24 protein-coding genes and 1 riboswitch are annotated in these 25,627 nt (G+C 73.8%); of the genes, 10 read left to right on the top strand and 14 right to left on the bottom strand.

Translation table 11 applies throughout. From position 1 onward, the window contains the following. The first annotated feature begins 235 nt into the window (after positions 1–235). Positions 236–1,675, top strand: a complete 1,440-nt coding sequence (locus ACIO5E_RS27495; protein WP_400672681.1) for a GuaB1 family IMP dehydrogenase-related protein — start codon at positions 236–238, stop codon at positions 1,673–1,675. Here ACIO5E_RS27495 and ACIO5E_RS27490 read toward each other — a convergent pair. The 3 genes from ACIO5E_RS27490 to ACIO5E_RS27480 form a co-directional block, all read right to left on the bottom strand. Then, positions 1,636–2,565 (bottom strand): DUF5995 family protein, encoded by a 930-nt coding sequence (locus tag ACIO5E_RS27490; RefSeq protein WP_400672678.1) that lies wholly within the window; start codon positions 2,563–2,565, stop codon positions 1,636–1,638. The two genes, ACIO5E_RS27495 and ACIO5E_RS27490, sit on opposite strands and share 40 nt — an antisense overlap. Before the next feature lie 156 nt (positions 2,566–2,721). Beyond that, positions 2,722–3,111 carry a DUF3224 domain-containing protein gene (locus ACIO5E_RS27485; protein ID WP_400672677.1) on the bottom strand — a complete coding sequence of 130 codons (390 nt, stop codon included), beginning with the start codon at positions 3,109–3,111 and terminating at the stop codon, positions 2,722–2,724. A 125-nt stretch (positions 3,112–3,236) separates the two neighbouring features. Further along, the gene (locus ACIO5E_RS27480; RefSeq protein ID WP_400672674.1) at positions 3,237–4,325 is read right to left on the bottom strand and encodes a PP2C family protein-serine/threonine phosphatase; all 1,089 of its coding nucleotides are present in this window, start codon (positions 4,323–4,325) and stop codon (positions 3,237–3,239) included. Between the two features lie 130 nt (positions 4,326–4,455). Here ACIO5E_RS27480 and ACIO5E_RS27475 point away from each other — a divergent pair, with 130 nt between their 5' ends. The 3 genes from ACIO5E_RS27475 to ACIO5E_RS27465 all read left to right on the top strand — a co-directional run bounded on the left by ACIO5E_RS27475 (position 4,456) and on the right by ACIO5E_RS27465 (position 7,329). Next, positions 4,456–5,403 carry a pseudouridine synthase gene (locus ACIO5E_RS27475; protein WP_400672671.1) on the top strand — a complete coding sequence of 316 codons (948 nt, stop codon included), beginning with the start codon at positions 4,456–4,458 and terminating at the stop codon, positions 5,401–5,403. Between the two features lie 94 nt (positions 5,404–5,497). Beyond that, positions 5,498–6,265: an SDR family NAD(P)-dependent oxidoreductase gene (locus tag ACIO5E_RS27470; RefSeq protein WP_400672669.1), complete on the top strand. Its 768-nt coding sequence runs from the start codon at positions 5,498–5,500 to the stop codon at positions 6,263–6,265. Continuing rightward, on the top strand, positions 6,262–7,329 hold the full coding sequence (locus ACIO5E_RS27465; RefSeq protein ID WP_400672667.1) for an S-adenosylmethionine:tRNA ribosyltransferase-isomerase: 1,068 nt from the start codon (positions 6,262–6,264) through the stop codon (positions 7,327–7,329). Before ACIO5E_RS27470 ends, ACIO5E_RS27465 begins: the two co-directional genes overlap by 4 nt. A 15-nt stretch (positions 7,330–7,344) precedes the next feature. Here the strand turns inward: ACIO5E_RS27465 and ACIO5E_RS27460 are convergent, their stop codons facing one another. From ACIO5E_RS27460 to ACIO5E_RS27445, 4 genes are all read right to left on the bottom strand, one after another. Then, positions 7,345–7,749, bottom strand: coding sequence for a nuclear transport factor 2 family protein (locus tag ACIO5E_RS27460; protein WP_400672665.1), 405 nt, complete (start codon positions 7,747–7,749; stop codon positions 7,345–7,347). Positions 7,750–7,916: 167 nt separating this feature from the next. Then, positions 7,917–11,597: a SpoIIE family protein phosphatase gene (locus ACIO5E_RS27455; protein WP_400672663.1), complete on the bottom strand. Its 3,681-nt coding sequence runs from the start codon at positions 11,595–11,597 to the stop codon at positions 7,917–7,919. Positions 11,598–11,666: 69 nt separating this feature from the next. Further along, positions 11,667–11,894 (bottom strand): hypothetical protein, encoded by a 228-nt coding sequence (locus ACIO5E_RS27450; RefSeq protein ID WP_400672660.1) that lies wholly within the window; start codon positions 11,892–11,894, stop codon positions 11,667–11,669. Next, positions 11,891–13,375 carry an MFS transporter gene (locus ACIO5E_RS27445; RefSeq protein WP_400672657.1) on the bottom strand — a complete coding sequence of 495 codons (1,485 nt, stop codon included), beginning with the start codon at positions 13,373–13,375 and terminating at the stop codon, positions 11,891–11,893. Before ACIO5E_RS27445 ends, ACIO5E_RS27450 begins: the two co-directional genes overlap by 4 nt. Before the next feature lie 121 nt (positions 13,376–13,496). Here ACIO5E_RS27445 and ACIO5E_RS27440 point away from each other — a divergent pair, with 121 nt between their 5' ends. Continuing rightward, positions 13,497–14,039 (top strand): winged helix-turn-helix transcriptional regulator, encoded by a 543-nt coding sequence (locus tag ACIO5E_RS27440; protein WP_400672655.1) that lies wholly within the window; start codon positions 13,497–13,499, stop codon positions 14,037–14,039. A gap of 128 nt (positions 14,040–14,167) precedes the next feature. On the opposite strand, the gene ACIO5E_RS27435 is transcribed toward ACIO5E_RS27440, so the two are convergent. The 6 genes from ACIO5E_RS27435 to ACIO5E_RS27410 all read right to left on the bottom strand — a co-directional run bounded on the left by ACIO5E_RS27435 (position 14,168) and on the right by ACIO5E_RS27410 (position 20,902). Then, complete coding sequence (locus tag ACIO5E_RS27435; protein ID WP_400672653.1) at positions 14,168–15,352, bottom strand: alpha/beta hydrolase family protein; 1,185 nt, start codon at positions 15,350–15,352, stop codon at positions 14,168–14,170. Between the two features lie 154 nt (positions 15,353–15,506). Further along, positions 15,507–16,694, bottom strand: coding sequence for a thiolase family protein (locus tag ACIO5E_RS27430; protein WP_400672650.1), 1,188 nt, complete (start codon positions 16,692–16,694; stop codon positions 15,507–15,509). 100 nt (positions 16,695–16,794) lie between these two features. Continuing rightward, positions 16,795–17,589, bottom strand: a complete 795-nt coding sequence (locus ACIO5E_RS27425; RefSeq protein ID WP_400672647.1) for a hypothetical protein — start codon at positions 17,587–17,589, stop codon at positions 16,795–16,797. A gap of 203 nt (positions 17,590–17,792) precedes the next feature. After that, positions 17,793–18,905: a serine hydrolase domain-containing protein gene (locus ACIO5E_RS27420; RefSeq protein ID WP_400672645.1), complete on the bottom strand. Its 1,113-nt coding sequence runs from the start codon at positions 18,903–18,905 to the stop codon at positions 17,793–17,795. Positions 18,906–19,106: 201 nt separating this feature from the next. Next, the gene (locus ACIO5E_RS27415; protein WP_400672980.1) at positions 19,107–20,168 is read right to left on the bottom strand and encodes a glycoside hydrolase family 19 protein; all 1,062 of its coding nucleotides are present in this window, start codon (positions 20,166–20,168) and stop codon (positions 19,107–19,109) included. A gap of 320 nt (positions 20,169–20,488) precedes the next feature. Further along, positions 20,489–20,902, bottom strand: coding sequence for an HIT family protein (locus ACIO5E_RS27410; RefSeq protein ID WP_400672643.1), 414 nt, complete (start codon positions 20,900–20,902; stop codon positions 20,489–20,491). Between the two features lie 169 nt (positions 20,903–21,071). Here ACIO5E_RS27410 and ACIO5E_RS27405 point away from each other — a divergent pair, with 169 nt between their 5' ends. After that, on the top strand, positions 21,072–21,260 hold the full coding sequence (locus ACIO5E_RS27405; RefSeq protein ID WP_400672640.1) for a YegP family protein: 189 nt from the start codon (positions 21,072–21,074) through the stop codon (positions 21,258–21,260). Between the two features lie 122 nt (positions 21,261–21,382). Here ACIO5E_RS27405 and ACIO5E_RS27400 read toward each other — a convergent pair whose 3' ends face one another. After that, on the bottom strand, positions 21,383–22,078 hold the full coding sequence (locus ACIO5E_RS27400) for an MSMEG_1061 family FMN-dependent PPOX-type flavoprotein (RefSeq protein ID WP_400672638.1): 696 nt from the start codon (positions 22,076–22,078) through the stop codon (positions 21,383–21,385). 142 nt (positions 22,079–22,220) lie between these two features. On the opposite strand from ACIO5E_RS27400, the gene ACIO5E_RS27395 reads away from it, so the two are divergent. The 4 genes from ACIO5E_RS27395 to ACIO5E_RS27380 all read left to right on the top strand — a co-directional run bounded on the left by ACIO5E_RS27395 (position 22,221) and on the right by ACIO5E_RS27380 (position 25,580). Beyond that, on the top strand, positions 22,221–22,535 hold the full coding sequence (locus ACIO5E_RS27395; protein ID WP_400672635.1) for an antibiotic biosynthesis monooxygenase family protein: 315 nt from the start codon (positions 22,221–22,223) through the stop codon (positions 22,533–22,535). A 147-nt stretch (positions 22,536–22,682) separates the two neighbouring features. Further along, positions 22,683–22,810: riboswitch (FMN riboswitch) on the top strand. Between the two features lie 207 nt (positions 22,811–23,017). Further along, positions 23,018–23,680, top strand: a complete 663-nt coding sequence (locus tag ACIO5E_RS27390) for a riboflavin synthase (RefSeq protein WP_400672633.1) — start codon at positions 23,018–23,020, stop codon at positions 23,678–23,680. A 56-nt stretch (positions 23,681–23,736) separates the two neighbouring features. Further along, a complete protein-coding gene (locus ACIO5E_RS27385) occupies positions 23,737–24,324 on the top strand; it encodes a nicotinamide riboside transporter PnuC (RefSeq protein WP_400672977.1) in 588 nt (195 codons plus the stop codon). Then, complete coding sequence (locus ACIO5E_RS27380) at positions 24,321–25,580, top strand: bifunctional 3,4-dihydroxy-2-butanone-4-phosphate synthase/GTP cyclohydrolase II (RefSeq protein ID WP_400672631.1); 1,260 nt, start codon at positions 24,321–24,323, stop codon at positions 25,578–25,580. Before ACIO5E_RS27385 ends, ACIO5E_RS27380 begins: the two co-directional genes overlap by 4 nt. Positions 25,581–25,627 lie beyond the last annotated feature (47 nt).

Raw genomic sequence — 25,627 nt, 5'->3', positions numbered from 1 at the left:
GCTACGGGAGCGGCGCCGGCCACCGCGAAAGCCGAGCCTTTTGGATGATCATCCAAGTCTACGCGCGGAGCATTGATCATGGTTTGTGTACAGTGCCAGCAATGGGCCTCGAACTGGCTTTTGGTCCCACCGTCCCGGAGAATCGAATGCTGGGTGCCGGGCGCCCGAGTGCGCCCGGCGGCAGAGCCGCAACCGCACCCGAGGTGTAATTTCTCCCAGCCAGAGAGCCCCCTTCATGCGCTTCCTGAACGACCTCAAGCCCTCGTACGACCTCACGTACGACGACGTCTTCATGGTCCCCAGCCGTTCCGCCGTGGGCTCCCGGCAGGCCGTAGACCTCTCCTCCCACGACGGCACCGGCACCACCATCCCGCTGGTCGTCGCCAACATGACCGCCATCGCGGGCCGCCGGATGGCCGAGACCGTCGCCCGCCGCGGCGGCCTGGTCGCCATCCCGCAGGACATCCCGACCGAGGTCATCGCCGAGGTCGTCTCCTGGGTCAAGCAGCGCCACCTGGTGCACGACACCCCGATCACCCTCGCCCCGGGCGCCACCGTCGCCGAGGCGCTGTCGCTGCTGCCCAAGCGCGCGCACGGCGCCCTCGTGGTCGTCGAGGACGGCAAGCCGGTCGGCGTGGTCACCGACTCCGACTGCCAGGGCGTGGACCGCTTCACCAGCCTCGCCGACGTGATGTCCCGCGACCTGCTGCTGCTGGACGAGGGCATCGACCCGCGCACCGCCTTCGACAAGCTCACCGAGGCGCACCGCAAGCTCGCCCCGGTGGTCGACGGCGAGGGCCGACTGGTCGGCATCCTCACCCGCAAGGGTGCGCTGCGCGCCACCCTGTACACCCCGGCCGTGGACGGCGACGGCAAGCTGCGGATCGCCGCCACCGTCGGCATCAACGGCGACGTCGCCGGCAAGGCCGCGGCCCTGATCGAGGCCGGCGCCGACGTGCTGGTGGTGGACACCGCGCACGGCCACCAGGAGTCGATGATCAGCGCGCTGCGCGCGGTGCGCGGCCTGGACCCGCAGATCCCGATCGTGGCCGGCAACGTGGTCTCCGCCGCCGGTGTCCGCGACCTGGTCGAGGCGGGCGCCGACATCCTCAAGGTCGGTGTCGGCCCGGGCGCCATGTGCACCACCCGGATGATGACCGGCGTCGGCCGCCCGCAGTTCTCCGCCGTGCTGGAGTGCGCCGCCGAGGCGCGCCGGCTCGGCAAGCACGTGTGGGCCGACGGCGGCGTCCGCCACCCGCGCGACGTCGCGATGGCGCTGGCCGCCGGCGCCTCCAACGTGATGATCGGCTCCTGGTTCGCCGGCACCTACGAGTCCCCGGGCGACCTGCAGACCGCCGCCGACGGCCGCCAGTACAAGGAGAGCTTCGGCATGGCCTCGGCCCGTGCCGTCAGCAACCGCACCGCCCAGGACTCCTCGTACGACCGGGCCCGCAAGGCGCTGTTCGAGGAGGGCATCTCGCACTCCCGGATGTTCCTCGACGCGGCGCGTCCGGGCGTCGAGGACCTGATCGACTCGATCGTGGCCGGCGTGCGCAGCTCCTGCACCTACGCGGGCGCCAACACCCTGGAGGAGTTCCACGAGAAGGCGATCGTGGGCGTCCAGAGCGCGGCCGGCTACGCCGAGGGCAAGCCGCTGCACTCCAGCTGGGCCTGATCGGGCCGGGCCTGAGCGCCCGCTCCTTCGCCAGTCGATCGTTCACCGGCCGGCCGGTTCCTCGCCTCGGGGAGCCGGCCGGCCGGCGTGTTCGGCGTGGCCGCCTTGCCCGGGGCGTCCGTCGTGCCCGGTGTGTCCCGGCCCGGTGCGTCCGCCGTGGCCGGTGCGTCCCTGCCCGGGGTGTCCTCGCCCAGTGTGTCCGTCGCCGGATGCAGCCCGAGCGGGAGCAGCAGGGCGTGGCCGAGCAGCCCGACCGAGCCGTCCAGCGCGGCGGCGAAGGCCCGCGCGGCGCCCGGCACCGCACGCAGCTCCCAGAGCGCCTGGACGGCGGCCCACGCCCCCTCGCGGGCGGCCTCCACGGACCAGGCACCGAGCAGGTGGGTGAGCGGCTCGGCGCGCTCCAGCAGGTCCGGGCCGGGCATCAGCTGCTCCCGGACGGCCGTCTCCACCTCCGCCAGCAGTCCGTTGATCCGGTGGTAGTCCTCCGCCAGCCCGTCCGGCTCGCAGCCCCGGCGGAGGCAGGTGTCCACGACGGCGAGCGGCAGGTCGTGCTGGATGTGGGCGTTCATGCCGGCCAGGGCGAACTGCAGCGGGTGCACACCCGGGTGGGCGCGCAGCGCGAACAGCGGCCGCCAGCAGGCGGGGGGCTCCTGCCCGGCCGCGTCGGCGGCCACGGCCAGCAGGTAGCGCCCGGCGAACACCGCGTCCAGCTCGGCCATCGCCGCCGGATCGGCGAAGTACGAGCCGCCGAGCCGGTCACGGACGGCCTCGGTGACGGTGAGGTAGAGCCGGTTGAAGACCGCCACCCCGTCCGTCGCGGGCAGCGCCGCCCCGATCTCCCGCAGCCGGTCGACCACCTCCGTGACGGAGGCCGTTGCCGAGGCTGTCACCGTTGCCGTCACCGTGACCGGCCTGCCGTCCGACGCCATCGCCGTACCGGGCATGCGCCACCCTCCGATGTCGATCGTGCACTGATCGCATCATCGTGACAGCGCGGACGACCGCCCGGTGCGTGCGGCACGCGGCGTGCGGGGGAGACCGGGTGATCAGCCCAGCTCGTACTCCAGGACGTAGGTGTGCGCGCCGCCCTCGTCGACGGTCAGGTGGAACTCGCCGGTGAGCCCGGCCAGCTCGCCCGCCCCGGTGCCCGGCACCACGCGTATGGTCGTGCCGCTGGTGTCCCACGCCGCGTGCTGGAGCACGAACGAGCCCTCCCGTCCGTCCAGCTCGCCGGTCACGTGCTCCACCGCGACGTACGAGGCCGGGCTTCCGGAGGGCCCCGCGACGGAGAGCATGCGCACCTCGCTGGTGCCCGACAGCCCGCCCGTGAAGGTCTTGGCGAGCCGGATCCGGCCGAAGCCGGCGCCCTCCCGCTGCTCCGTCTCCACCGGCTCGAACGTGGTCACCTCGAACGCCCCGCTGGCCCTGGTCCCCATGGCGCTGTCCCCTCGACGATCCGTTCCACGATCCATCCGCGGCCGGCCGGTACCCCGCCGACCGTGGCACCGAGCCTTGCATACGACACCGACAGTCACCCGGGCGTCGCCGCCCCGCCGGGGGCTCAGTGCTCCCAGCGGATCGCCAGCAGCGCCGCGTCGTCCGTCAGCCCGGCGTTGCCGATCCAGCCGTCGACGTCCGCGAGCAGCCCGTCCAGCAGGTCCGCCGGACTCGCCGCGGGCAGCCCCGGCAGCCGCTCCTCCAGCGGGTAGAACCGCCCCTGCGCGTCCCGGGCCTCGGTGACCCCGTCGGTGTAGAGGAGGAGCAGGTCCCCCGGCAGCGGCTCGAAGCGACCCGTCGGATACCCGCCGCCGGTCAACCCCAGCAACCCGAGCGGCGGCGCGGCGTGCGGCGGCGCCAGCTCGCGCACCCGGCCGCCGCGGCGCAGCAGCGGCTCCGGGTGGCCGCAGTTGACGAAGCGGACCGGCCCGTTCCCCGGCGGCACGGTCAGCAGCAGCGCGGTGGCGAAGCGCCCCTCGCCCGGGCGGGCGGCGAGCGCCTCGTCCAACCGCTCGGCCAGCCGTCCGAGGTCGGGCTCGGTCCGGGCCGCCTCGCGGAACACCCCCAGGACGTCGGCCGCGCTCTCCACGGCGGGCAGCCCGTGTCCCTGCACGTCGCCGAGCAGGACCCGCACGCCGTAGCCGGTCTCCACCACGGCGTACAGGTCCCCGCCGATGCGCGCCTCGGCGGCCGCCGCGACATAGCGCACGGCGGTGCGCAGCCCGCCGATCCGCTCCGGCGGCGGCCGCAGCAGGGCCCGCTGAGCCGCCTCGGCCACCGTCCGGACCTGGAAGAGCTCCCGCTCCCGGGCCGCGACCAGGACGACGTTGGCCGCGCTGGCCAGGGTCGCCGCGAGCACCGTGATCAGCGCGGTGACGTGCACCTCGTTCGGCAGATCGCTGTTGGTCGACTCCAGCAGCCCGACCGCCAGCACGGCGATGCCGCCGGCGGCCAGCGGCACCCGGGCGGAACGGGTGGTCGCCCCGGCCAGCACCGGCGCCACCGCCAGCACGGGGGACAGGGTCGTCCCGGGCCCGGTCACCAGGTCGGCCACCACGGCGGCGACCAGCAGTACGAAGGCGCAGACCAGCAGCAGTCGGGTACGCCGCGGCAGGTGCAGCGGCGGCACACCGTCCGGGCCGTCTGCGCTCACATGTCCTCCCGGCCGCTCCGGCGGATAGGCGACCTACCGTCCACTGTCCTCCGCGCTCGCCTCGGGCGGCACCTCGGGTGGCACCTGGGGCGAAGCCGCCGTGGGCAGGCGCACTAGGCTGGGCCGGGAGATGAGACGCAAGAGCCGCCGCCCGACCTCCCCCCTCCCGCAGCGCCACGGCGTGGACCCGGTGCACCTGCGGCTGCCGCCCGAGGGCCCCTGGCCGACCGTCCACGCCTACCTGGTCGAGCGCCTGCCGACCGTGGCGGCCGGGCGGATCGACGCGGCACTGAGCGGCCGGGAGATCGTCGGCGAGCACGGCCCGGTCGCCCCGGACGAGCCGTTCCGGCCCGGCGCGCACCTGTGGTTCTACCGGGACCTCCCCGAGGAGGTCCGGGTCCCCTTCGAGCTGGAGGTGCTGCACCGCGACGAGCACCTGGTCGTCGTCGACAAGCCGCACTTCCTGGCCACCACCCCGCGCGGCAGACACGTCATCGAGACGGCGCTCTCCCGGCTGCGGCACACCCTCGACCTGCCCGCGCTCAGCCCCGCGCACCGGCTCGACCGGCTCACCGCCGGCCTGGCCATGTTCGTGGTGCGCCCCCAGGACCGCGGCGCCTACCAAACCCTCTTCCGCGACCACCTGGTGCGCAAGGAGTACCGGGCGGTCGCCCCGCACGACCCGGCACTGGACCTGCCGCGCACCGTGCGCAGCCACATCATCAAGGAGCGCGGGGTGATCGCGGCCCGGGAGATCGACGCGCCGCCGAACAGCGAGAGCCGGATCGACCTCCTGGACCACCGCGACGGCCTCGCCCACTACCGCCTCCGCCCCCTCACCGGCCGCACCCACCAACTGCGCCTGCACATGAGCGGCCTCGGCATCCCGATCCTCGGCGACCCGGTCTACCCCCTGGTCCTCCCCGAAACCGCCCCGGACGACTTCCGCCGCCCCCTCCAACTCCTCGCCTCCTCCATCGACTTCACCGACCCCCTCACCGGCCACCCCCACCACTTCACCACCCGCCGCACCCTCACCGCCTGGACCGACCCCACCGCCTGGGCAGCCGGGGAGTAGGGCTCGGCGCCCGACGATCTAGGCCCAACGGACGACCCGGTCCCGGGTCCGGGGGCCGATCCGTGGGTGGGCTCTGCGGGGTGAGGGTGGGGGCATGAACGCAGCACAGCACACTGCATCCGCGTCCGTCGCTCCCGTCGCTCCCGTCGCCGTGGTGACCGGGGCCTCCCGGGGGCTTGGTCTGGCGCTCGCCCGGGCGTTGGCCGGCGACGGTTGGCGGCTGGTGATCACCGCTCGTGGCGCGGCCGAACTCGCGGCCGCCGAGGCGGATCTGGCCACCGTGACCGAGGTCGTCGCCCTGTCCGGGTCGATCGTCGACGACGACCACCGCGCCCATCTGGCCGAGGCCGCCGACGGGCTCGGCGGCGCGAGCCTGCTGGTGAACAACGCCGGTACGCTCAACGGCGCCGCCGCCCCCGGGGCCGAACCGCTGCCCCGGCTGGCGGACTTCCCGCTGCCGGACCTGCTGGAGACCTTCGAGGTCAACGCGCTGGCGCCGATCGCGCTCACCCAGCTCGTCCTGCCGCAGCTGCGCGCCCGCGCCGGCGCCGTGCTCAACATCAGTTCGGATGCCGCCGTGGTGCCCTACCTCGGCTGGGGCGGGTACGGCGCCAGCAAGGCGGCGCTGGACCTCGCCACCGCCGTACTCGCCCGAGAGGAGCCGGAGTTGAGCGTGTGGGCGGTGGATCCGGGCAGCATGCGCACCCGGATGCTGCAGGAGGCCGGCCCCGGCGAGGACATCTCCGGCGAGCCGCTGCCCGAGGAGGTGGCGCCGGTGTTGCTCGGTCTGCTCCACGACCGCGCCCCCTCCGGTCGCTACCGCGCGGAGGAGCTGGCGGCCGCGGCGCGGGGTGGGCGATGACCACGCTCACGGAGCTCGGTCTCGACGTCACCGTCCCGCCCGAACTCTCCGCCCGGGCACCGGCGGAGGCGCGCGGCGGGGCGCGGGACGGCGTCCGGATGATGGTCGGACGGCGCGATCGGGGGAGCGCGGAGCACCACCGCTTCGCCGACCTGCCCGAGGTGCTGCGCGCGGGCGACCTGCTCGTGGTCAACAACTCGGCCACCCTCCCGGCCGCGCTGCCCGGCCGGTTGCCCGACGGCACGCCGGTCGCGCTGCACCTGTCGTCCGCTCAGCCCGACCAGCGCGGCGCCCATCTGGTCGAGGTGCGGCGGGTGGTGCCGGGGCAGGCGGCCGCGTACTACCCGCCGGCCGAGTCCCCGGCCGGCCCGGGCCTGCGGGTCGCGCTGCCCGCCGGCGGTGCGGCCGAGCTGGTGGCGCCGTTCACCGCCCGTCTCTGGTACGCCCAACTCACCCTACCCGCACCGCTGTTGCCCTATCTGGAGCTGCACGGCAAGGTGATCAGGTACGGCTACGTGGACCGGGACTGGCCGATCGAGGCCTACCAGACGGTCTTCGCCACCGTCCCCGGCAGCAGTGAAATGCCCAGTGCGGGGCGGCCGTTCAGCGCCGAGGTGGTGGCCCGGCTGGCGGGCCGCGGGGTGCTGGTCGCGCCGGTCACCCTGCACACCGGGGTGGCCTCGCCGGAGGCGCACGAGGCGCCGTACGCCGAGTGGTTCCAGGTCCCGGCGGCCACCGCCCGGCTGGTCGGGCACGTCCGGGCGGGCGGCGGCCGGGTGATCGCCGTCGGCACCACGGTGGTGCGCGCCCTGGAGTCGGCCGCCGCGCCGGACGGCACCGTCCAGGAGGCCGGCGGCTGGACGGAGTTGGTGATCACGCCGGAGCGCGGGGTGCGCGCGGTCGACGGCCTGCTCACCGGCTGGCACGAGCCCCGGGCCTCGCACCTGCTGATGCTGGCCGCCGTGGCCGGGCGCCCGCTGCTGACCGCCTGCTACCGGGCGGCCGTCCGACACCGCTACCTCTGGCACGAGTTCGGCGACGTGAACCTGCTGCTGCCGGACTGACCGCGCGGGCATCGTTCAGGCCAGCAGGGTCCGCGCGACGTGGTCGGTGTCCAGGTACTCGCGGACGGCGGTGATCCGGCCGTCCTCCACGGTGAAGACGCCCAGGCAGTGGTTCTCGTACGCGGCGCCGTTGGCGGCGGTGCCCTTGGTGGTCCACTCGGCGACGGCCTGCGGGCCGTCGGCGAGCACCTGGGTGAGGGTGATCTCGGGCAGGCCGTCGGGGGCGAAGAGGGTGCCGACCCGGCCGAGGAAGTCGCCGAAGATCTCCTGCTTGCCCCGCCAGGTGCGGGACAGCTCGAGGCCGCCCGGGTAGGCCCAGGTGGCGTCCTCGGCGAACAGGGCGATGGCGGCCTCGCGCTCGCCCGCGGCGAGGAAGGTGACGTAGTCGGTGACGACGGTGCGGGCGTCGCTCTGCTGCATGATGACTCCTCCGGTGCGACCGGTCGGGACTGTCCCGCCGTGGCACCAGGAAATCCGTTCGGTGCCCGGGCCGGCCAACAACCGCACCGCGCGAGCGACAACCAGCCGTTGTGATCGCAGGCCGGGATCCTTGGTCGCAGGTCGCAGGTCGCAGGTCGCAGGCCGCGCTAATCGGCCGAGCTGCCCGGGGGCAGTTCCAGCTCGAACCAGACCACCTTGCCGTCCTTGGTGCGGCGGGTGCCCCAGCGGTGCGCGAGCTCGTTGACGAGGTGGATGCCGCGCCCGCCCTCGTCGTCGGCGCGGGCGCGGCGGATCCGGGGTGCCTCGCTCTCCTGGTCGGCGACCTCGACGGTGAGCGTCCGGTTGCAGAACAGCCGCAGCTGGGTGGGGGATCCGGCGTGCACCAGGGCGTTGGTGATCAGCTCGCTGGTGAGCAGCTCGGCCCAGTCGGTGAGCGGTTCGAGGCCCCAGGCGGCCAGCGTCTCGCGGGTGAAGCGGCGCGAGTGGGCGACCATCGAGCGGTCGCCGGTGAGCGGCAGGCTGGCGATCCGGTCCGCGTCGGCCGGCCGGACCTGCGCCATGATGATGGCGATGTCGTCCTCGCTGGTGCGTCCGGTGAGTTCGGTCAGTACGGCGTCGCAGGTCTGCTCCAGTGAGCGGCGGCGGTCGGCGATCGTCCGGCAGAGCAGCTCCAGGCCCGCGTCGATGTCGCGGCCCCGGCGCTCGACCAGCCCGTCGGTGTAGAGGGCCAGGATGGCCTCCTCGGGGAGGGTGAACTCCACGCTCTCGAACGGGACTCCGCCGACTCCGAGCGGCACGCCGGGCGGGAGTTCGACCAGGTGTGCCTGCCCCTGCCGGTCGGCGACGACGGGCGGCAGGTGGCCTGCGCAGGCGGCGATGCAGTGGCGGTCCACCGGGTCGTACACCACGCAGACGCAGGTGGCGAACTGGCCCTCGCCGAGTGCGGCGGTGGCCTCGTCCAGCCGGTGCAGGACGCGGTTCGGGTCCAGGTCGAGGGTGATCAACGTACGGGCGACGGTGCGGAGTTGGCCCATGGTGGCGGCGGCCCGGATGCCGTGGCCCATCACGTCGCCGACGATCAGGGCGACCCGGCCGGAGGACAGCGGGACGACGTCGAACCAGTCGCCGCCGACCTCGCTGACCACGCTGCTGGGCAGGTAGCGGTAGGCGATCTCCAGGCCGAGGGTGCGGTGGATCTCCTGTGGCAGCAGGCTGCGTTGGAGGGTGAGCGCGGTGTCCCGCTCGCGTCGGTAGAGCCGGCCGTTGTCGATCGCGAGGGCGGTGCGCGCGGCGAGCTCCTCGGCCAGCGAACGGTCCGCCTGGTCGAACGGCTCGGGGTTGTGGGTGCGGACGAACTCGGCGCCGCCGAGCACGAGTCCGCGTGCCACCAGCGGCACCATCAGGTACGAGTGGAGGCCGGCGGTCAGCCCCGGTTCGACCCGGTCGGGCGAGGCGACGATCCGGCGCAGATCCTCCTCGGTCACCTCGGAGACCAGGATCGAGCGCCGGCTGCGCAGGCTCTGCGCGTACAGCTGGGCGGACTGCGAGGTCTCGCCGACCTGGTCGGAGGCCTCGGTCATGGTGCCGTCCGGGGCGTACTCCCCGGCGGCCACCGCCCGCATCAGCACCGTACCGTTCTCCGGGACGGCGTCGGGCTCCTCGCCGCCGAGCACCGCGTCGCGCAGGTCGACGGTGACGAAGTCGGCGAAGCGCGGGATCACCATCTCCACCAACTCCCGGGCGGTGCGGTGCAGATCGAGGGTGGTGCCGATCCGGGTGCTGGCCTCGTTGAGCAGTGACAGCCGCTGCTGCGCGGCCCTGGCCTCGTCCAGCGCCCGCTTCCGGGCGGCGGCCGCGTCGCGCTCGCGGGTGAACAGCAGCGCGTTGTCGATCGACACGGCGGCCCGCACCGCCAACTCCCCGGCCAGCGACACGTCGTCGTCCTCGTAGGGGCGGTCCACCACGGTGCGGTAGAAGCCGGCGACGCCGACCGCGGAACCGCGCGCGATCAGCGGCACGACCAGGATGGAGTGCACGTTCTGGTCCCGTATCGCCGCGGCGCGCACCGGGTCGTTGGCGAACCAGGCCATCCCCTCCGCGTCCATCCGCGGTACCAGCACCGGCTTGCGGTGCGCCAGGCACCACGCGTACGGCGAGCCGGGCAGGAAGCGGTGCACGCCGCCGGTCCGGGCGATCGGCCGCAGGGTGGAGCCCGGCGCCGCGTGGAAGGCCATCCGTCGCAGCAGCGCCGAGCCGTCCTCCGGGGCGCGGGCCTCGCGCTCGCCGCGGACGAGGTCCTCCAGCACCTCCACCACCACGGCGTCGGCCAACCGGGGCGTCGCCACCTCGGCCAACTCCTTCGCGGTCTGGGCGAGATCGAGAGTGGTGCCGATCCGGGCGGACGCCGCGTTGACCAGCGCCAGCCGCTCCTGGGCGGCCTTCGCCTCGCGCAGCGCCTGCTGCCGGGCCAGCACGGTCTGGTGCTGGCGCAGGTACAGCCGGGCGTTGTCGATCGCGACGGCGGCCCGCGAGGCCAGCTCGTCGCCGAGGGTGATGTCGGCCTCCGCGAAGGACTCCCGATCGCCGCGCCGCGAGTACACCACCATGCCGAGCGTGGTGCCGCGCGCCCGCAGCGGGGTGATCCGCACCGAGCGCGGCCGGTCGCCGCGGTAGGCCTGGAGGCGGCGCTCGGTGATGCTGTCGCTGAGTAGCGGCAGCTCCCAGGACGGCACCACCACCGTCCGCCCGGTGGCCAGCGCCCGGGTGTACGGGGAGCCCGGCGGCAGCTCGTACAGCGAGTCCACGGGCAGCATCTCGGCCGGGTACAGCGGGTCGGTGCTGGACAGGGCCAGGCGGCGGACCAGCTGCGGCGTGGCGGGGTCGGGCGGGTCGACGTGCCGCCCGGCGACCAGCGCCTCCAGGGCGAACACCCCGCTGATGTCGGCCACCCTGGGCACCATCGCCTCGGCCAGCTCCCGGGCGGTCTGCCGCAGGTCGAGCGTGGTGCCGATGGAGGCGGTCGCGTCGACCAGCAGGGCCAGCCGCTCCTGGGCCCGCGCCGCCCGGGCGTCGGCGCGGAACCGCTCGGTGATGTCGATGACGGTGGTACTGACGCCGAGCACCCGCCCACCGGGCTCTTCCAGCCGGAAGTACGAGGCGGACCACGCGTGGTCGTGCTGTGGGTCGCCCGGGGTACGGCCGTGCGAGCGGGTGTCCACGACCGGCCTGCCGTTCTCCAGCACCCGCCGCATCACCGCCTCGGCCTCGACGCCGTTGATTCCGGGGAGCACCTCGGTGAGCCGGTGGCCCAGGTGCTCCCCGGCGGGCAGGCCGTTGGCCCGGGCCAACGCCTCGTTCAGCCGGACGAAGCGCAGCTGGGTGTCGAACACGCCCATGCCGACCGGGGACTGGCTGAAGAAGCCGTCGAGCACGGCCAGATCCGCCTGGATCCGGCGCAGCGTGGTCACCTCGGAGGCGACGGCCAGCACCAGCAGACGGCCGTCGGGCCCGGTGATCGGGTAGGTGCGGAACTCCAGGTTCACCAAGTGCCCGTCCCGGTGCCGGACCGGAAACACGCCGGACCAGGCCCGGCCGTTCAGGATCTTCTGGAACAGCTCCAGCACCGCGGGCCGGTGCTCGTCGGCGACCACCAGCTTGGCGGCCTTCGCGCCGACGGCCTGCTCCGGGGAGTAGCCGAGCAGCGCCTCCGCGTCGCTGCTCCAGTGCAGGATCCGCCCGTCGGCCTCGACCAGCGCCGTCGCGATCGGCATCATCAGCAGGGCGTCCTGCTGCGGCTCGCCCCGGTGCTGCTCGTTGTCGTTCACCATGGCCAGAGAACCGTCCGGAGATCGTTTCAACCAGCCCTGCCATCTTCGCACGCGGCCCCGGCGGACCGCTCACCGTAGCGGCAGCGGGTGCTCCAGGTAGTAGTCCGCCGACCGGTCGGGCTCGCCGCGCGAGGAGCGCACGCGGTAGCGGCCGGGCGGGACGTCGACGGTGAGGTAGTCGCCGCTCGTGACGATCCGCTCACTCTCGGACCGGGACGTGGGGGGTGCGGACAGCCGGCAACGGGCCCGCGCAGACAGGAGGTCGGCCGGTCCTGTCCCGCGGGTGCGGCGTCTCACGGTGCCGCGACCCGTTCCCGGGTCGGGGTCGCCCCGGGGGCGCCGCCGTCGCGGGCCCGGCCGGCGTCCCGGGCCTCGGCGGCGCGGGCGGCCAGGGCGAGCAGTGCGCCGACCAGGCAGAGGCCGGCGGCGACCAGTACGGCCCGGTCCGCGCCCGCCGCCAGGGCGCGCGCCGCGGCCTCGCGGCCGGGGCCTCCAGGCGGGGCCGAGCCGACGACGGCCACCGTGACCGCCACACCGAGCGCCGAACCCATGTACCGGGAGGTGTTGTTGGCACCCGATCCCATGGCCGCCCGGTGCGCCGGGACGCTGCCGACCGCCAGCCGGGCGAGCGCCGCGTTGAGCACCCCACTGCCGATACCCGCCACCGCGAGCCCCGGGGCGAGCCGCAGCCAGGTGGAGCCCGGCGTCAGCCCGTACAGGCCCGCCTGGCCCAGGCCGCAGACCGCGAGACCGACGGCGACCTGTGCGGTGGCCGACAGGTGCGCCGCCAGTCGCCGGGCCTGCAGCGCGGACAGCACCGACAGTCCCGACCAGAGCGCCAGCACCCCGCCCGCCGCCAGGCCGGACAGGCCCAGCACGCCCTGGAGGAGGGTCGGCAGGTAGCTCATGAAGCCGACCAGCGAGAGCCCGGTGAACAGAGCCCCGCCGGTGGCGGCGACGAAGCCGGGGCTGCGGAACAGCGCGAGGTCCAGCATCGGCTCCCGGACCTTCGCCTCGACCAGTCCGAACAGCGCCAGCAGCAGCACCCCGAGCACCAGCAGGGTGACGACCATCGGCCGCCCCCAGCCGCCACGCCCCTCGGCCAGCCCGGCGATCAGGCAGGACGTCCCGGCGGCCAGTGTCAGCACCCCGTACGGGTCGAGGGCGCGCGGTCGATCGGCCCGCGACTCGGTGAGGACGGCGGCCGAGTAGGCCGCCACGGCCGCCGAGACGACCGCGATCCCGCCGCTCACCGTGCGCCAACCGGCGTGCTGCTCGACCAGCGCGCCGTACACCGGGCCGACCGCGATGCCGAGGCCGACGGCGGCGCCCCAGACCCCGAGCGCCCGGATCCGGCCCGGTCCGGGCGGGTGGGCGTGGCTGATCAGGCCGAGCGCGGGCGCCAGGACGGCGGCCGAGGCGACGCCGAGGAGCACCCGGGCGGCCAGGTAGACGGCGCCGCCGGGGGCCAGCGCGGCCAGCGCCTCGGCGGCGGCGAACAGCAGCACGCCGAAGGTGAAGACCCGTTTGCGGCCGTGGTCGTCGGCGGCGCTCCCCGCAGTGAGCAGCAGCGCGGAGATGCCGATCAGGGTGCCGGTGAGGATCCAGGTCCGCCCGGCGGTTCCCACATGGGCGGCCTGGGCGGTGGCGGCGAGCGAGGCGGTGGGGGCGGTGTAGGCGACGGTGACCAGCGCGGTCGCGGTCGCGGCCAGGGTGGCACCGGGCCGGGCGGGCGCGGCGGCGGTGGCGGGGGAGGAGCCGGGCGGTGCGGGAGGCATGGGTGTCCCCTCCGGGGCGCGGACCTATAGGTCTGGTGAATGAACCTTTGTCTCGATCGGTACGCTATCATCATTGGTCTGTTCATTGAACCTATTGGGCGAGTGGACTAGGCTGGCCCGCATGGCGCTGGGAACCGACTACGAACAGCAGGACTGCGCACTGGCCCGCGCCCTGGAGGTGGTCGGCGAACGCTGGAGCCTGCTGATCGTCCGCGACGCCTTCTACGGTGTGCAGCGCTTCAACGACTTCCTCGCCCATCTCGGCATCCCCCGCGCCGTCCTCACTGCCCGCCTCAACGCCCTGGTCGCGGCCGGTGTGCTGCGCAAGGAGCCGTACCAGCAGGCACCGCTGCGCCACGGCTACCTGCTCACCGAGGTCGGCCTCGAACTGTGGGGGCCGCTCTACCAGCTGAGCCGCTGGGGTGGTCGGCACGCGACTGCGGGCGGCGCGCACCACCTGTTCGCGCACGCCGTCTGCGGCGCCGACCTGGACGTCGTCGGCTCCTGCCCGCGCTGCGGCGGCGGGCCCGTGCCGCCGGCCGAGGTCGTGATGCGCCCCAACCCCGCCCGCACCGGCGGCCGCCGGGACGATCCGGTCTCCCGGGCCCTGCTCCGCCCGCACCGGCTGCTCGAACCGATCGCCTCGGCGGCGGTGCCCGCGTAGCGACGGGCGACGCACGCCGACGCGGCCGCCGGCGGGCTGCCGGCGGCCGCGTTCAGGGAGCGGACCGTCTTCGGGGAAGCACGCCCAGGGGGCGCTCAGGGGGCGCTTAGGGGGCGCTCGGGGGGTGCTCAGGGGTGGAAGAGCACCTCCGGGTTGGCGGCGGTCGGCCCGTCGAGGAGCGGCTGCGGCACACCCTTCAGCTGCAGGTCGAAGAAGGCCGCCACGTACGCGCGGGTGAGGTCCACGCCCCGGTGGGCGGACATGGTGGTACCGGGGGGCTGGGGGAGACCGAGCTTCTCGAAGAACAGCGGATTGTCGGTGAAGGTGCCGTGGTTGGAGCCGCCGAAGGTGAGCCAGCGCTTCCAGCCGTCGAGGTGGGCCCAGCTCTCCGTCCAGGTCGCGTCCTCGTTGTCGCCGCCCAGCGGGTGGCCGATCATCAGGAACGGCTTGCCGCCCAGCCCGCTCGCGGGCACTCGGTAGTCCATGGTGCCGTCCAGATCGACCCCGGCCCGGATCCGGTCGTCGGTGAGCATGGAGGGGACGGCCGCCGCGCCGCCGAGCGAGTGCCCGGCCATGCCGATCCGGTCGCCGTCGATCATGCGGGCGTAGCGCCAGGCCGGGTGGGGGTGCGCGGTGAGCTGGTCGATGACGAAGGAGACGTCCTTCGCCCGGCTCTCGGACACCGCCGCCCAGTCGTCGTCGGGGACGTGGCCGTCGCAGAGGGTGCAGGGGAGCGTCGTTCCGTCGGGGAACGTGGTCCCGGTGTTCTCGTAGGTGTGGTCGACCGACGCGACGACGTACCCGCGGCTGGCCAGGTCCTCGGCGAGGGCGGTGAGCTCGGAGCGCGGCATGGTGAAACCGGGCGACAGCACGATCAGCGGGAACCGCCCGTGCTGCGGGCGTGCGTCGGACTCCGCCCAGGTCCGTGCGCCGGTGACCGCCTCGGTGGGGATGGTGTTGCCCGGGAGCTTGCCGTCCAGCATCATCCGGGCGGCCTCGGGCGTCATGTACGGGGTCGGACCGCCCGTCCCGGCGTGCGCGGGGTAGTACATCGACACCATCAGCTGGCGCGGACCCGCGGACGGGACCCACGGGTCCGGCCGGTCCTGGTCCACCAGGTGCAGGATCTCCCGCCCGACCGCGTACGGGCCGGTCGGGCGCGGGAGCTCGGTCCGGAGGTCGGCCGGGACGGTGGGCGCCGTGGCGGACGTGTCCGGCGAGGGCGCGGCCAGGGCGGGCGCTGCGGCGGCGACGGAGAGCGGCAGGGCGAGCAGCAGGGCTGCCGCGGCGGCGGTGCGTCGAAGTCGGCTCATGCCATGGACGGTAGGCCGCAGGCACGGGAGTTGACGTCCACTCAGCGGAGTAGGGGTTCCTCCTGAGGGGACGTCGGCTCCCGCTCCGGGGCGAACCCGTGAGGACCCTTAGGGGCCGCGCGGGCCGGCCGAGGGACGCCTCGGCCGGGCGGGCTCAGTCGAGCGCCTCCAGGATCGTCGCGTTGGCCAGACCGCCCGCCTCGCACATGGTCTGCAGCCCGTACCGGGCGCCGCGTCGGCGCATCTCGTGCACCAGGGTGGTCATCAGCCGGGTGCCGCTGGCGCCGAGCGGGTGGCCGAGGGCGATCGCGCCGCCGTTGACGTTGACCTTCGTCGGATCGGCGCCGGTCTCCTGGAGCCAGGCCAGGACGACGCTGGCGAAGGCCTCGTTCACCTCGAACAGGTCGATGTCGGCGAGCGAGAGCCCGGAGCGCCGCAGAACCTGCTCGGTGGCGGGCAGCACGCCGGTGAGCATCAGCAGCGGATCGGAGCCGGTGACCGCGAAGGAGTGCAAGCGGGCGAGCGGGCGCAGGCCGAGCCGGGCGGCGGTCTCACTGCTGGCGATCAGCACGGCGGAGGCGCCGTCGTTGATCGGGCTGCTGTTGCCCGCCGTCACCGACCAGGTGATCTGCGGGAAGCGCTCGGCGAAGGCCGGATCGGCGAAGGACGGCCGCAGGCCGGCCAGCACCTCGGACGTGGTGCTCGGGCGCACCGACTCGTCCGCCGCCACCAGCCGGCCGTCACCCGTCGGCACCGGGGCCAGCTCGGCCTCGAACCGGCCGTCCGCGTGGGCCCGCGCCGCCTTGGTGTGCGAGGCGGTGGCGAACTCGTCCATCGCCTCGCGCGAGATCGACCACTTGGCGGCGATCAACTCGGCGCTGACGCCCTGCGGGATCAGCCCGCCCGGGTAGCGGGCGGCGACCGCGGCGCCGAACGGGTCCGCTCCCGGTGGCACGTTGGACCACATCGGCACCCGGCTCATCGACTCGATCCCGCAGGCCACCACCAGGTCGTAGGCCCCCGCGATGACGCCCTGCGCGGCGAAGTGGACGGCCTGCTGGGAGGAGCCGCACTGCCGGTCGACGGTGGTCGCCGGGACGGACTCCGGGAACCCGGCGGCGAGCCAGGCGTGGCGGGTGGTGTTCATGGCCTGCTCGGAGACCTGGTCGACGCAGCCGCCGATGACGTCGTCCACCAGGGCCGGGTCGACGCCGCTGCGCCCGATGAGCGCCTGGAGGGTGTGGGCGAGCAACTCCACCGGGTGGACGCCCGAGAGAGCCCCTCCCGGCTTGCCCTTCCCGACGGGGGTACGGACGGCTTCGACGATCACGGCGTCGCGCATGGCGGCCGCCTTTCCTGTGAGGGCGTGCGGGATCGGTTGGATTACCGAACCCACTGTAGAGCGGTGAGTTCGGTAATCCAACCCTTTGGTCGCCGGCCGGTCAGAGGCTCCGGTCCCGGACCTCCTCGATGAACGCCGCCGCCGCGCCGGCGTTCGGGACCGGGAAGGTGAGCGGCAGGCCGGCCGAGTACGTACGGATCTCCAGTTCTCCGAGGTCGGAGGCCTGCGCAGACCGCACCTCCGCCCACCGGAACGCCTCCGTCGCGGCGAGCGGGTGCGGCGGCCGGTGCACCAGCCCGCCGGCCGTCACGGACAGCCGCCCCCGGGCGAACCGGACGGCCCCCTCCGTGCGCAGCGCCTCGTGCAGTGCACCCCGGAGCCCGGGGGAGAGCCGCTCGTCGAGCTCCCGGAAGAGCCCGTCCAGCCGCCGTAGCTGCGCCACCGGCAGCGGCTCGTCCACGCCGACCAGCCAAATCCGGCCCTGCTCGCCCACCCCGCGCCGCCCGCCGGGGGAGTACTCGGTGGCCTCCACCGCGTCCCACGGCAGCGGCCGCTCGCTGCCGTCCGCCCCGACCAGCACCAGCCCGCCGTCGTGCACGCGGACGGCCCGCAGGCCCGGCGCGGGCCGCAGCCACCCGTAGCCGCTCGTGGCCGTGAGCGCGACGGCCGCCACCACGGGCACGGGCCACCACTCCCCGGTCGCCGGCCAGGCCGCTGCGGCGACGGCGGCCGCGGCGGCGTCCACCCACGCCCGGGCGCGCCAGGGCATCGGCCGGAACCGACGGTGCACCCGCACCACCCGCCCGAGCCGCCCGCCGCCACCCGCGATCGACCGCGCCCGGGCCAAGGGCCACACCACCCCCACCTCGGTCACCTCCCGCTGAGCGAACACCACAACCGGAACCGCAGCTGTCGGACCCTGAGCATCGACCGACCGCCGGACCCCCGAACAGGGCCAATTGGTACCTCTTGGCCCCGAAATGGACTTACCCCATCCTCCACCTCACCCTGCTCACGGCCTCACCCCGCCCTCTGTCCGACCTCGCGTGCTCCTCGTCAGCCCACCCTCCCCGTCGGAAGATCCTCCACCGCACCTCGTCACCTCGTCGTCGCGAACTCGTTCTGCAGCGTGCGCAGCAGGGCCGTGCCGGCCGGATCGGCGGAGCGGCGGGTGTTGACCAGGACCACCACCCCCACCTGCTTCTCCGGATCGAAGGCCACGAAGGAGCGGAACCCGCCCGTGCCGCCGTTGTGCCAGATCTGTAGGTGACCGCCCTGCTGGGTGTGCAGGCGGTGGGCGAGCCACCCCAGATGCATCCAGGCGAACGGGTTGACCCGGTGCCGGGTCTCCCGGGTGAGCGTGATCGCGGGCGCCAGCGGCGCGTCCGGCTCGCGGTCGGCGGCCAGCTGGGCCCGCAGGAATATCGCCAGGTCGGCGGCGGTCGACCGGAGCCCGCCCATGCCGGGTATGTCCGCGAGCTCCCAGTGCGGGACCGGCCGCCCGCCGGCCGTGTGCCCCTGCGCCAGCCGATCGGCCTGCTCCCGGCCCCCGCGCACACAGGTGTCCACCAGCCCCAACGGTTGGCAGACCTCGCGCGCCACCAACTCCTCGTAGCCGGTTCCGGCCCGGTGGGCGAGAGCCAGGCCGAGCAGCCCGGCGCCGAGGTTGGAGTAGCGGAAGCTGCGCCCGGGTGCGGCCCGCAGCCTCGTCCGGGCGAGCCCGGCGAGTACGTACGCGGTATCGCAATGGGCGTACGGATCGGGCTTGTTGGGCTTGAGCAGCGCCGTCGCCAGCAGCCCCCGGGGCAGGCGGGGGAGCCCCGAGGTGTGGGTGGCGAGGTGCCGCAGGGTGATCGGCCGCCCGCCCCTGGCCGGGACGGTGACACCGCCGGGCCGGATGCCCGCGAGTACTTCGGCGAGCGGTTCGTCGAGTCCGACGCCCGGTCCGGCGTCGAACCCGGTGGCTGATCCGACAGATGATCCGGCGGAGCCGGCGAGCACCAGCCGTGCGAGGACGAGCGAGGTGAACACCTTGGTGACGGAACCGATTTCGAACAGGGTGTGCGCCCCGGGCACGGCGCCGCCCGGGCCGGTTCGCCCGGCGCCGCGGATCTCCACGTCGCCGCCGGCCAGCCCGGCGACCACCGCGCCGACGTGTTGGCCGGCGAGCCGGTCGGCGGTCTGTTGTACAAGGCGGGCGAGTTCGTTCATGGCTGTGAGCCTAGGTCGTCGTGACCTGCGAAATCGTCCGCCGGAACGACGATTTCACCCGCTCCCCGCTGCTCCCACAGGAGTACGCCCCGCTACGCTCGGCAACGTACCGACACCGACGTGTGTCGACCGGCCGAGCGTGGCGGGGCGTCTGACGGTCCGGAGGTCAGACCCGGAGGGACGTCATCGCGCGAAGAGCCGTCAGCAGCTCAGGTTGCCCCCGGGGACGGTGCCGAGGATCTGGACGAAGCTCTGGTACAGGCTGATCCGGTGCTGCATCTGCGCGGTGTTGTTGCCGTTGCACTCCAGCGAGCCGTTGATGCTGCGGATCGTCTCACCGAAGCCGTACCCGTTGACCATGGCGTTGTGCGCGGTCATGGTGCCGGGCCCGTTCTGGGTGTTCCAGTACCAGAGGCCGGTCTTCCAGGCCACCGCCGGGTCGGTCTGCACCAGGTTCGGGTTGTTCAGCAGGTCGATGCCGAGCGCGTCGCCGGCGGCCTTGTAGTTGAAGTTCCAGCTCAGCTGGATCGGCCCGCGCCCGTAGTACGCGGCCTGCCCGGCCGGGCACCCGTACGGCTGCGAGGTGTCGCAGTAGTGCGGGTAGTTGGCGGTGTTCTGCTCGACCACGTACACCAGCCCGCCGGTCTCGTGGCTGACGTTGGCGAGGAACGCGGCCGCCTCCTGGCGGCGGACGGTGTCGCTGCCGGTGGTCGCGAAGCCCGGGTAGGCGCCGAGCGCGTCGATCAGGCCCTGGTAGGTGTAGAAGGAGTTCCGGCCCGGGAACATCTGGTCGAACTGGGCCTGGCTGACCGGGAATCCGCCCGTGCCGGGCGGCTGCGTGGGCGTCGAGCCGCAGCTGTACGGCTCCCAGTACCAGGTGCTGATGACCGGGTCGTAGCCCGGGTTGTCGTGGGTGGCGCGGTAGTAGCCGCCGTTGGTGTACCGGACGATGTCGCCGGCGGTGTAGGTGCGGCCGGCGACCCAGGCGGGGTAGTCGCAGGTGCCGGGCGTGGGGCCGGTGGACCCGTCGCAGGAGCCCTGGTCGGCCCAGACACCGGTGCCGCCGGTGCTCGGGGCCTCGTTCTGGGTCCACCACTTGGCGGTCCAGTTGTGCCCGTTGTACGAGACGGCCGCGCCGCCGGTGTAGGCGGTGGCCGCGTTCCACGGCGTGCCGCAGGCGGCGGCACTGGCGGAGGCGGGGAGGAGCACCGCGACCGCCAACGCCGTGATCAGGGCGGAGAGCAGCGCGAGCAGGCGTTTCAATGACACGTCATCACCCCTTGTGCGGTGAGGGCCGCACGTCGTCGAGACAGGGACCTGGGCGGGGCCGGGGAACCGGGCCCGCGCGGGGGCGCGTCGCGGGGGGACGGCCGACCGGGGTGCGGGCCGGTGCGGGGCCGACATCGACTCAAGCGGAATGGTCTATACCTGTCAAGAGGGTTGGTGAAACTGGCTTACAAACGCGGGAAAGTGGCCGTCGGCGGGCCGCACACGAAACGCCCCCGGCCCCCTCAGCCCCCTCGGTCCCCTCGGTCCCCGACTCCCCTGGGCGCCCCCGAACCACCGGAAACCCCACCAGCCCCTCAGTCCCCGAGCGCCGCCCGCAGCCTCGCCGCGACGCCCGCGGCTCCCGCCTCGTCCGGGTACTTCCCCCGCGGCCAGAAGAACCCGCGCAGCCCGTCCTTCGGATTGCGCGGCACCACGTGGACGTGCAGATGCGGCACCGACTGGCTGATCCGGTTGTTCGCCGCCACGAAGCTCCCCGCCGCGCCCATCCCGCGCTCCACCGCGGCCGCCACCCGCTGCACCCGGAGGAAGAACGGCCCCACCTCGGCGGCCGGCAGGTCCGCCAGCGTGCGGTGGTGGGCGCGGGGTACCACCAGCACGTGGCCGGGGAACAGCGGCCGCCGGTCCAGGAACGCCACCGCCGCCTCGTCGTCCAGCACCCGGTGCGCGGGCTCCGTCCCGGCCACCACCGCGCAGAAGACGCAGTCCATCCGTCCATTCAAGCCACCGGCACCCGCCCCGGCACCCCGAAAACCCGTGATGGACCGGCATCACCCGTCCGGCCCCCGACCGGGTGCGGCCGCTCGGTCGGCGGGCGCACCGTGCTGGAGGGGGCTGACCACAGGGGCGCCCCGCGCGTCCCACGAGGAGGTGGCCCGGATGGCGGGCAGGTTCGAGATCTACGAGGACGCCGGCGGCAAGTACCGGTTCCGGCTCAAGGCGGGCAACGGCGAGATCGTCGCCACCGGCCAGGGGTACTCCAGCAAGGAGGCCGCCCACAAGGGCGTCGAGGCCGTCCAGCGCGCGGCCGACGGCGCACCGGTGGTGGACCTGCCCAAGGCCGCCTGAGCGCGCCGGACGCGCGCCGGACGCGCGCCGGCCGGTCCACCCGGGCCGGCCGCCGCGCGGCACCGCGTCGCCGGGGAGTGCGGCGATAGCGGGGAGCAGCACCGCATCACGGGAGCACCGCGTCACTCGTAGCGGTGGAGCAGCGCCTCCCGCTCGTTCTGCTCGATCATCTCGATGGTCAGCGAGTCGTCCCGCAGGTGCGAGAGGGTGATCTCCGCGGAGGTCGGCTGGGCGTCCTTGGCCAGCCAGTTCTCCGGCTTCCAGGCCGAACCGCGCAGGAAGGCCTTGGGGCAGTGCGCGTACACCTCCTCGACGGCCACCACGACCGCGCTGCGCGGGGGCTTGCCGACGGCGGTCAGCTGCCGCAGCAGCTCCGGGTCGGTGGAGACGCAGGCCCGCCCGTTGACCCGCAGCGTGGTGTCCCGGCCCGGGACGACGAAGATCAGCCCGACCCGGCCGTTCTCCAGGACGTTGTGCAGGGTGTCCAACCGCTTGTTGCCGGTGGCGTCCGGGATGGCCAGGGTGTACTCGTCGAGGACGGAGACCAGCCCGGCCGGCCCGCCGCGCGGGGAGACGTCGCAGCGCCCGGCGGCGTCGGAGCTGGCCACGAACACCAGCGAGGAACAGGCGATCAGCCGTCGCGCGACCTCGTGCAGGTGGTCGACCTGCTTGCGGCGCGCGTGGTCGCCGGGCTGCTCGTAGATCTCGCGCAGCTGGGCCGGGTCGGTCAGCGCCCCCGCGCGGAGGGCGGCGAACAGGCTGCCCGGCGCATCCGGAGCGATGGTTGACGGGCTGACAGATTCCGGTGTGGTGGTCATACCGGAAATCTAACCGAGCCCCTTTCCGGATCCCGGGCCGCAGGACGGCCCAAGCCGTCGGTAAAGCTTCGTCCTACCCCTCCCCACCAGCGGTTTTACCCTGATAATGGGGCCAAGGGCTCCCCCCTCGGAGGTGGTGGTCGTGATCGTGAGGATCTGGACCGGACAGGTCTTGGCCGGTCGCATCGAGGAGTTCTGTGTGCTGCTGACCACGCAGGTGATCCCGCAGCTCGGGCGGACCGACGGTTGTCTGGGCGGCGAGCTGTTGCGCTCGGTGACCGAGGACGGGCACCGGGTGCTCGTGCTGAGCCGCTGGCGCGACGAGGAGGCCCTGCGCGGGTACGCGGGTCCGATGTGGCGGATCCGACCGGTCTGCTCGGAGGGCGAGCTGTGCTACCTCGCACACCCACCCGTGGTCACCCACTTCATGCCGATCGCCGCGCCGGCCACGCTCTGAGTCACCACGGCAACGCCGTAGCCCTGCCCGCGGCCCCGAGCCACCCCGCCGCGCATTCCCCGCAACGGCGTGAAACAGCCCACAGCGGAAGGCTCTCCCTGGGCTTGCGCGGGCCGTGGCAGAATGACCACAACAGCAGTGACGTTCAGCGCACTCCGGGGTCGGTGAAAATCCGAACCGGCGGTTACAGTCCGCGACCCGTCCGCAGCCAGCGGCCGGTTGACCAGGTGAAATTCCTGGACCGACGGTTAAAGTCCGGATGGGAGGCGTGCGCGGGCGGACGAACAGCGATATCCGTGGCCCCCGGTGGGCCACGGCCAGGTGAACGGCGGGAGCAGTGTCTCCCGGGCCGGGCGAGCGATCTCCCGGCGGCCTCGGCATCCCGGCGACGGGTCGTGCCGTCGGCCTGCGCACCGTTGCCCGTCCGTGTCATCTCCCCATGCCGCCCCGGAGTCCGCGCCCCAAGCGCGAGGAGAACCCGGGTGTTCACCGGCATCATCGAAGAGCTCGGCGAGGTCGTGTCGATCGAGGAGATCGGCGACTCCTCGCGAATCCGTCTGCGCGGCCCGGTGGTCTGTACGGATGCGCGGCACGGCGACTCCATCGCGGTCAACGGCGTCTGCCTGACCGTCGTCGACACCCCCGACCAACTGGCCTCCGGCACCGGTGAGTTCAGCGCCGACGTGATGGCCGAGACGCTGCACCGGTCCAGCCTGGGCGAGTTGAAGCCCGGCTCCCGGGTCAACCTGGAGCGCGCCATGGCGCTCGGCGCCCGGCTCGGCGGACACCTCGTCCAGGGCCACGTCGACGCCACCGGCACGTTGCTGAGCCGCGAGCCCGGCGAGCGCGACGCGGCCGGCGCCCTGCGCTGGGAGGTGCTGCGCTTCTCGCTGCCCGACACCATCTCCCGCTACCTGGTGGAGAAGGGCTCGATCACGGTCGACGGCGTCAGCCTCACCGTGGTGGAGGCCGCGCGCGACAGCTTCACCGTCAGCCTCATCCCCGCCACCCTCGCGCTGACCACGCTCGGCGCCAAGGCCGTCGGAGAGAGCGTCAACCTCGAGGTGGACGTGCTCGCCAAGTACGTCGAGCGGCTGCTCGACTCCCGTGCCCTCCCCCCGACGACCGCCGGAGAGTCCAAGTGAGCTGGCTCAGCGGAGAAGCGTTCACCGTCCTCGGCGAACACGTGAAGTGGGCCGACATGTTCGGCAACCTGCTCGGCATGTCCGCCCTCGCGCTCGGCTGGCGCCGCTCGGTCTGGAGCTGGCCGGTCCAGCTCCTGTCGGGCGTCGTGCTGATCGCCGCCTACCTCGGGGGCCACGTCCCCGGTCTGATCGGCAAGCAGCTGATCGTGATCGTCACCGCCGCCTGGGGCTGGAGCCAGTGGCGGCGGGGCCGCCGGGACAGCGGCACGATCGCCGTCCGGTTCGCCACCTGGCCCGAGCGGGCCGCGCTGGCCGCGGGCACCGCGGCCGGCACCGTCGCGCTGGCCTGGCTGTTCACGTCCTACCCCAGCCTGTCCTGGAGCCCCTGGTCGGACGCCTACATCTTCGTCGGCACGCTGGCGGCGATGGTCGCCCAGGCCCGCGGCTGGGTGGAGTTCTGGTTCGCCTGGATCGCCGTCGACGCGGTCGGCGTCCCGTTCGCCTTCAACAGCGGCTACTCCTTCTCCGGCCTCACCTACTCGCTCTACTTCGTCCTGGTGCTGCTCGGCCTGCGCTCGTGGTGGCTGAGCACCCGTGAGCCGCGCGTCAACTCCGCCACCGTCCCGCAGGGAGCCACGGTATGACCGAGAACCACACCCTCGACCTCGAACTCGTCCTCGACCCGGTCGAGCGGGCGATCGCGGACATCGCCCTCGGCCGTGCCGTGGTCGTGGTCGACGACGAGGACCGCGAGAACGAGGGCGACATCGTCTTCGCGGCCTCCGCCGCCACCGCCGAGCTGATGGCCTTCACCATCCGCTACAGCTCCGGCGTGATCTGCGCCCCGATGACCGGCGAGGAGCTGGACCGCCTCAAGCTCCCGCCGATGACCCAGGTCAACGAGGACCGCAAGGGCACCGCGTACACCGTCTCGGTGGACGCCCGCGAGGGGGTCGACACCGGCATCTCCGCCGCCGACCGCGCCCGCACCGTCCGGCTGCTGTCCTCGCCCGGCACCGAGCCCGGCGACCTCACCCGCCCCGGGCACGTCTTCCCGCTGCGCGCGGTCGAGGGCGGGGTGCTGGTCCGCCCCGGCCACACCGAGGCGGCCGTCGACCTGGCCCGGCTGGCCGGACTGCCGCCGGCCGGCGCGATCGCCGAGGTGGTCAACGACGACGGCACCATGGCCCGGCTGCCCGAACTGGTCGCCTTCGCCCGCGAACACGGCCTCGCGATCATCTCCATCGAGGACCTGATCGCCTACCGTCGCCGCACCGAGCTGCACGTCGACCGGGCCGCCGTCACCGCCCTGCCCACCGTCCACGGCGAGTTCACCGCCGTCGGCTACAAGGGCACCATCGACGGTGTCGAGCACATCGCGCTGGTGGCCGGCGGTCTCGGCGCCGACGGCCGGCTGCCCGAGGGCGAGGACGTCCTGGTCCGGGTCCACTCCGAGTGCCTGACCGGCGACGTCTTCGGCTCGCTGCGCTGCGACTGCGGCCCGCAGCTGGAGGCTTCGCTGCACCGGGTCGCCGAGTCCGGCCGCGGCGTGGTGCTCTACCTGCGCGGCCACGAGGGCCGGGGGATCGGCCTGGCGCACAAGCTGCGCGCCTACGAACTCCAGGAGCAGGGGCGCGACACCGTCGACGCCAACCTCGACCTCGGCCTGCCGGCCGACGCCCGGGACTACAGCATCGCGGCGCAGATGCTGGTGGACCTCGGCGTCCGCTCGCTCACCCTGCTCACCAACAACCCGGAGAAGCTCTCCGCGCTCACCGAGCACGGCCTCAAGGTCAAGGGGCGCGAAGCGGTCGAGATCGCGCCCGGTGAGCACAACCTGCGCTACCTGCGCACCAAGCGCGACCGGATGGGCCACGACCTGCCCGGCCTCGGCTCCTGACCACACCGCCCTCCTCCACGGGCCCCTGAACACGCCCGCCCCCATCA

Source organism: Kitasatospora sp. NPDC087314 (assembly GCF_044744365.1).
Lineage (GTDB): Bacteria > Actinomycetota > Actinomycetes > Streptomycetales > Streptomycetaceae > Kitasatospora.
Note: the sequence above shows the minus strand (reverse complement) of the source record. Positions and strands in the feature narration are given on the sequence as shown.

What these genes read in the sequence shown, in the direction of transcription:
- ACIO5E_RS27495 (WP_400672681.1), top strand. Translation starts at nt 236, where the DNA reads ATGCGCTTCCTGAACGACCTCAAGCCCTCGTACGACCTCACGTACGAC.
- ACIO5E_RS27485 (WP_400672677.1), bottom strand. Translation starts at nt 3,111, where the DNA reads ATGGGGACCAGGGCCAGCGGGGCGTTCGAGGTGACCACGTTCGAGCCG.
- ACIO5E_RS27475 (WP_400672671.1), top strand. Translation starts at nt 4,456, where the DNA reads ATGAGACGCAAGAGCCGCCGCCCGACCTCCCCCCTCCCGCAGCGCCAC.
- ACIO5E_RS27470 (WP_400672669.1), top strand. Translation starts at nt 5,498, where the DNA reads ATGAACGCAGCACAGCACACTGCATCCGCGTCCGTCGCTCCCGTCGCT.
- ACIO5E_RS27465 (WP_400672667.1), top strand. Translation starts at nt 6,262, where the DNA reads ATGACCACGCTCACGGAGCTCGGTCTCGACGTCACCGTCCCGCCCGAA.
- ACIO5E_RS27460 (WP_400672665.1), bottom strand. Translation starts at nt 7,749, where the DNA reads ATGCAGCAGAGCGACGCCCGCACCGTCGTCACCGACTACGTCACCTTC.
- ACIO5E_RS27455 (WP_400672663.1), bottom strand. Translation starts at nt 11,597, where the DNA reads ATGGTGAACGACAACGAGCAGCACCGGGGCGAGCCGCAGCAGGACGCC.
- ACIO5E_RS27445 (WP_400672657.1), bottom strand. Translation starts at nt 13,375, where the DNA reads ATGCCTCCCGCACCGCCCGGCTCCTCCCCCGCCACCGCCGCCGCGCCC.
- ACIO5E_RS27440 (WP_400672655.1), top strand. Translation starts at nt 13,497, where the DNA reads ATGGCGCTGGGAACCGACTACGAACAGCAGGACTGCGCACTGGCCCGC.
- ACIO5E_RS27435 (WP_400672653.1), bottom strand. Translation starts at nt 15,352, where the DNA reads ATGAGCCGACTTCGACGCACCGCCGCCGCGGCAGCCCTGCTGCTCGCC.
- ACIO5E_RS27430 (WP_400672650.1), bottom strand. Translation starts at nt 16,694, where the DNA reads ATGCGCGACGCCGTGATCGTCGAAGCCGTCCGTACCCCCGTCGGGAAG.
- ACIO5E_RS27420 (WP_400672645.1), bottom strand. Translation starts at nt 18,905, where the DNA reads ATGAACGAACTCGCCCGCCTTGTACAACAGACCGCCGACCGGCTCGCC.
- ACIO5E_RS27410 (WP_400672643.1), bottom strand. Translation starts at nt 20,902, where the DNA reads ATGGACTGCGTCTTCTGCGCGGTGGTGGCCGGGACGGAGCCCGCGCAC.
- ACIO5E_RS27405 (WP_400672640.1), top strand. Translation starts at nt 21,072, where the DNA reads ATGGCGGGCAGGTTCGAGATCTACGAGGACGCCGGCGGCAAGTACCGG.
- ACIO5E_RS27400 (WP_400672638.1), bottom strand. Translation starts at nt 22,078, where the DNA reads ATGACCACCACACCGGAATCTGTCAGCCCGTCAACCATCGCTCCGGAT.
- ACIO5E_RS27385 (WP_400672977.1), top strand. Translation starts at nt 23,737, where the DNA reads ATGTTCGGCAACCTGCTCGGCATGTCCGCCCTCGCGCTCGGCTGGCGC.
- ACIO5E_RS27380 (WP_400672631.1), top strand. Translation starts at nt 24,321, where the DNA reads ATGACCGAGAACCACACCCTCGACCTCGAACTCGTCCTCGACCCGGTC.